6 protein-coding genes are annotated in these 4,329 nt (G+C 45.5%); 2 read left to right on the forward strand and 4 right to left on the reverse strand.

The features are described from left to right. Both ACYQ2M_RS24720 and ACYQ2M_RS24725 read left to right on the forward strand, forming a co-directional pair. On the forward strand, window positions 1-583 hold a 583-nt coding region (locus tag ACYQ2M_RS24720; protein ID WP_459919071.1), incomplete at its 5' end, for a transposase zinc-binding domain-containing protein. Continuing rightward, the gene (locus ACYQ2M_RS24725) at window positions 522-998 is read left to right on the forward strand and encodes a transposase (RefSeq protein ID WP_459919076.1); all 477 of its coding nucleotides are present in this window, start codon (window positions 522-524) and stop codon (window positions 996-998) included. The genes ACYQ2M_RS24720 and ACYQ2M_RS24725, both read left to right, overlap by 62 nt. A 255-nt stretch (window positions 999-1,253) precedes the next feature. Here ACYQ2M_RS24725 and ACYQ2M_RS24730 read toward each other — a convergent pair whose 3' ends face one another. The 4 genes from ACYQ2M_RS24730 to ACYQ2M_RS24745 form a co-directional block, all read right to left on the reverse strand. Beyond that, window positions 1,254-1,994, reverse strand: a complete 741-nt coding sequence (locus ACYQ2M_RS24730; RefSeq protein WP_459919072.1) for an alpha/beta hydrolase — start codon at window positions 1,992-1,994, stop codon at window positions 1,254-1,256. A gap of 376 nt (window positions 1,995-2,370) precedes the next feature. After that, window positions 2,371-3,327 (reverse strand): iron-containing alcohol dehydrogenase, encoded by a 957-nt coding sequence (locus ACYQ2M_RS24735; RefSeq protein ID WP_459919073.1) that lies wholly within the window; start codon window positions 3,325-3,327, stop codon window positions 2,371-2,373. Further along, entirely contained in the window at window positions 3,315-3,521 is a 207-nt protein-coding gene (locus ACYQ2M_RS24740; protein ID WP_459919074.1) for an iron-containing alcohol dehydrogenase, read from the reverse strand. The genes ACYQ2M_RS24735 and ACYQ2M_RS24740 overlap by 13 nt, the downstream gene beginning before the upstream one ends. Window positions 3,522-3,608: 87 nt before the next feature. Continuing rightward, window positions 3,609-4,013: a (R)-mandelonitrile lyase gene (locus ACYQ2M_RS24745; RefSeq protein ID WP_459919075.1), complete on the reverse strand. Its 405-nt coding sequence runs from the start codon at window positions 4,011-4,013 to the stop codon at window positions 3,609-3,611. Between the last annotated feature and the right edge of the window lie 316 nt (window positions 4,014-4,329).

Here is a 4,329-nt window from a genome sequence, read left to right on the forward strand (position 1 = left end):
TAAATATCTGGATTGTGGTGATCTTCATTTTGGATTTGCCAGGGTGCGTTGTGAAGAATGCGGTCATGAGTATTTATTGGCTTTCTCTTGTAAGCGCAGGCAATTTTGTCCATCTTGCCATCAGAAAAGGGTTGTAGAATATAGCGAATGGCTGCTTACCAATGTCTTGAAAGATGTTCCCCACCGTCAATGGGTTTTCAGTATTCCCAAACGATTGCGGATCTATTTTTTTTATGACCGCAAATTACTGGCAAAGCTGAGCATTTGTGGATGGAAGGTGCTCAGTGCCTATCTAAAATCAGCTGTTCCATATGATAGTGCTGTTCCCGGAGCCAGCATTGCTGTGCAGACTTACGGTGATTTTCAAAATTTCAATCCACATCTCCACGCCATAGTTTCTGACGGCTGTTTTATAGATGACGACAGTTTCCGAATGGCACCAGCATTCATGCTTGAAGACCTGGAAGAGGCCTTTCAGTATGAAGTATTGAAAATGCTCAAAAAAGAGGGAAAAATAAATGATGCTGTTATCGAAAATATGCTTTCCTGGCATCATACATGGTTTCCATGTATATATTGGTGACCGGATTTATCCAGATAACAAAGCCGGGCTTGGCAATCTGGCCAATTACATTATCCGAGCCTGTTTCTCCCAGGAAAGAATGCTCTATATTCCAGCAGAAGAATCAACTGACGGTATTGCCAAAGTGGTTTATACCTCCAAGGACAGAAAGCCCCGGAAAGTTTTCAATGCTCTGGACTGGCTGGCTCAACTGGTGACTCACATTCCCAATAGATACGAACAAACCGTCCGCTATTACGATTTCTATTCAAATAAATCAAGAGGTTTAAGAAAAAAGGCTGATGCTGATGATAATATCCCAGCTATTAGACCCAATGAGATCTCTTCCAAAGAATTTTGGCAAAATTGGGCTCGCTTAATAGCGCTAAAGCTTCACTTCGTGCCAGACTCCCAGATTCCAGCCTTTGACTATTAGGTCTGATTTTTTTTGAAATTGAATTATGGAATTACTGGTGAATTATGCCCAAAATCATCAGAAAATTGATAATTTTCGATCTTTTTCAATAAAATCCAGACTATTTCCATCCCCCCCACTTAATGCCTATGTTTTATTTCAGGAATGTCTTGACTCAACCAGGCACTGACACAACATGTTGTGTCAGTGCCTGGTTGAGTGCATATTTAAACTCTTTAATAATTTTTCATACTTTTCTTGACTAAAAGCATCTTCCTATCTGTTATCTGTCAGGGCCTTGGCGAAGAAGTCTGAAAGTTTGTCAAATGGAATCATGTCGGTCCTGTCGTACAGATCAATGTGCCTGGCGCCGGGTACAATGTAGAGTTTCTTGGGTTCGGCAGCCATTTCATAGGCATCTTCAGTAAAATATCTTGAATGGGCGTTCTCACCGATGATGAACAGAATCGGCCTTGGCGAAATGGTTTTAATGGTATTCATCAAGGGGAAATTCATGAATGCCATGTTGCTTGTTGTCGTAAAGGGACCGTGTGATCTGGGGTGATGGCCCCGCGCCATGGCATAGTATTCCCAAAACTCGCTTGAAATGGGATCCAATCCTTCCGGAATGGAATCAGCCGGTTTATTGGGGAATCCTTGAGGCAGCATGGGCGTGCCATTTTCAAAATTCTTCCAGTGCTGTTCCCCGAGTTGGTCCAGGGTTTTGCTGCGCTGTTCACCGGTCATTGTATCTTTCCACACTTTGCTGATAACGCGGCTCATATCATACATGCTGACCGTAGCAAGGGCTTTGATACGATGGTCGACTTGCGCGGCAGTCGCGGAAAATCCGCCGCTGCCGCAGATACCGATAACGCCGATTTTATTCCGGTCTACAAAGGGACGGGTTCCGAGGAAATCCACGCCTGCACTGAAATCTTCAACAAAAATGTCGGGAGAAGAGAGGTGTCTTGGTTCTCCGCTGCTTTCCCCATTATATGATTCGTCAAAGGCCATGGCGACAAATCCTCTTTCCGCCATGGTTTGGGTGTAGATGCCGGCCCCTTGCTCTTTACCCCCCCATAGGGGGTGCCAACGAGAATGGCTGCATGTTTTTTGGATTTGTCTATGGTTTTGGGCAGATAGATATCCGCAGCCACGGTAATTCCGTATCTGTTGGAGTATGATACTTTGTCGTGAATCACTTGATCGCTTTTGGCAAAAGTTTTGTCCCATTCCGGGGTATCTGCCGCCCATGAGATGTCGGCAACGAGGAAAAGCAAGGCCAAGGCTGTCAAGAGGGTACGAAGATGGCATGTAATTTGCGAAATTTTTTCATTTTATTTTAAACTCCTTCCAGTAAGATAATGTTTGTCCGAGTAATAAATGATCCTTATTTCACGGCCAGCTTGAGAATGTCGGCAATCCGCTCTTTGGGATAGAGTTTATCCATCCCCCAGAGCGTGGCATTTCCAAAAGCATTTTCAGAGATGGGATCGACGGCATCGTCTGAAAGGCCGGCCTCTGCAAAAGTAACCGGTGCCCCAATTGATTTGAACCACTGGGTCAATGCGGCAATGCCTTCATCCTTGCCCGTCACATTAAAGACATTTTTGGCAAACATCTCCAATCTTTCCGGCATCTTCTCTTTAATTGCTTCCATCCATGCCGGCAGGACCACGGCAAGACCGGCACCATGCGGGACATTGTACAGAGCACCCATGGCATGCTCAATCATATGGGTATCAAAAGTGTTCCCCTCAACACCGACAAAGGTATTTCCGTTCAATGCCATGGTAGCGGCCCAGGCAAATTCGCCCCGTGCATCATAATCATCCGGGTTTTTCATCAGTACATTGGTGGTACGTTTAACCGTTGTCAGGATATTTTCGATTAAGGCAGCCGTGTAACTCGGCAGGAAACTTGCCGTAAAATAGAGATCAAGGCAGTGGGAAAAGATATCGACAGCCGAATAGGCCAGATACTCCGGTGTCACAGAAGCCATCAGTTCAGGATTGATGACGGACACTTTGGGGAAAAGAAGCGGGGAGCCGATGGGATATTTTTGATCCGTCTCACTATTGGTCACCACACCGTAAGGGTTCATTTCACTGCCGGTTGCCGCAAGTGTCATCACTGTGAAAACCGGGATCGCTTCTTTGACTTCGGCCTTGCCGACAAAAAAATCCCAGACATCCCCCTCGTATTTTGCCCCTGCGGCAATCGCCTTGGCAGAATCCGACACGGATCCGCCTCCGACAGCCAGAATTCCCTTAAGATCTTTCTTTTTGACGACGTCAACGGCGTCGCGCACCCGACTGATCAAGGGGTTGCTGATCACGCCGCCCATTGATCAAAGGCAATCCCCTGTTCCTCAAGAGATGCCGTTACCCGATCGAACAGCCCATCTTTGTTGATTCGGTCCGATCCGTGCAAAATCAGTACGCTGTCGACGCCGAACTCATTGATGTATTGTCCTATGTTGGTTTCTTTTCCGTTGCCGAATTCGATTCTCGTTGGATTGTAAAACGTAAACTCTTTCATGATGTCTCCTTTATAACGGACTCTTTATTCTTTTAAATTTTCTTAGGTTTAACTATTGATATCAAATTATTGTTCAGAAATTCCAATCTAACATGAACCCTCGTATTGCTCGTCGCTGATATGCTCCAACCAATCGACATTTTTGCCGTCAAGCGACTCCTGAACGGCAATATGGGTCATGGCGCTGGTGGGGGATGCACCGTGCCAATGTTTTTCGTTCGGCGAAAACCAAACCACATCACCGGGACGGATCTCTTCGATGGGGCCACCTTCGCATTGAACCCTTCCGAGTCCTGCCGTGACAATCAGCGTCTGTCCTAAAGGATGGATATGCCAGGCGGTTCGCGCACCCGGTTCAAAGGTGACACTGGCTCCGGTTGCACGGGCCGGATCGTCTGCCGTAAGAAATAAGGGGTCAATGCGAGTGGTTCCGGTGAACCAGTCAGCCGGTCCTTTAATTGGGGCTTGTGTTCCGTTTTGTTTAATGTCCATTATGTTTTCCTTTCTTAAATTATGCTGGTATCGATTCCTATTCCTTGTTTTTATCACTGTTCTGAACTGTCCTGAATATACAGCACCCCATACAAGAGATGATAGCCTGATTGTTTTTAATAATTGCCTAATTGTCCAAAACCGTAATGCGGCTAGTGAATCCAGGATGAAAAGTCGATAAATTCAAGACACTGATTATCGATCAATGTATCGATCCGGTAAATGAAACACATTGACATTTAATTGGTTTTTAGAATATTCAATTTCAGCTGTGTGGTGCGGCATAACAGGATGAGTTAAATCTCTTTTAAAGTAG

It is taken from the genome of Desulfocicer niacini (genome assembly GCF_054657595.1).

Excerpts from the sequence above, each read along its gene's own strand:
- ACYQ2M_RS24725 (WP_459919076.1), top strand. The coding sequence starts at position 522 with ATGCTGTTATCGAAAATATGCTTTCCTGGCATCATACATGGTTTCCAT.
- ACYQ2M_RS24730 (WP_459919072.1), bottom strand. The coding sequence starts at position 1,994 with ATGGCCTTTGACGAATCATATAATGGGGAAAGCAGCGGAGAACCAAGA.
- ACYQ2M_RS24735 (WP_459919073.1), bottom strand. The coding sequence starts at position 3,327 with ATGGGCGGCGTGATCAGCAACCCCTTGATCAGTCGGGTGCGCGACGCC.
- ACYQ2M_RS24740 (WP_459919074.1), bottom strand. The coding sequence starts at position 3,521 with ATGAAAGAGTTTACGTTTTACAATCCAACGAGAATCGAATTCGGCAAC.
- ACYQ2M_RS24745 (WP_459919075.1), bottom strand. The coding sequence starts at position 4,013 with ATGGACATTAAACAAAACGGAACACAAGCCCCAATTAAAGGACCGGCT.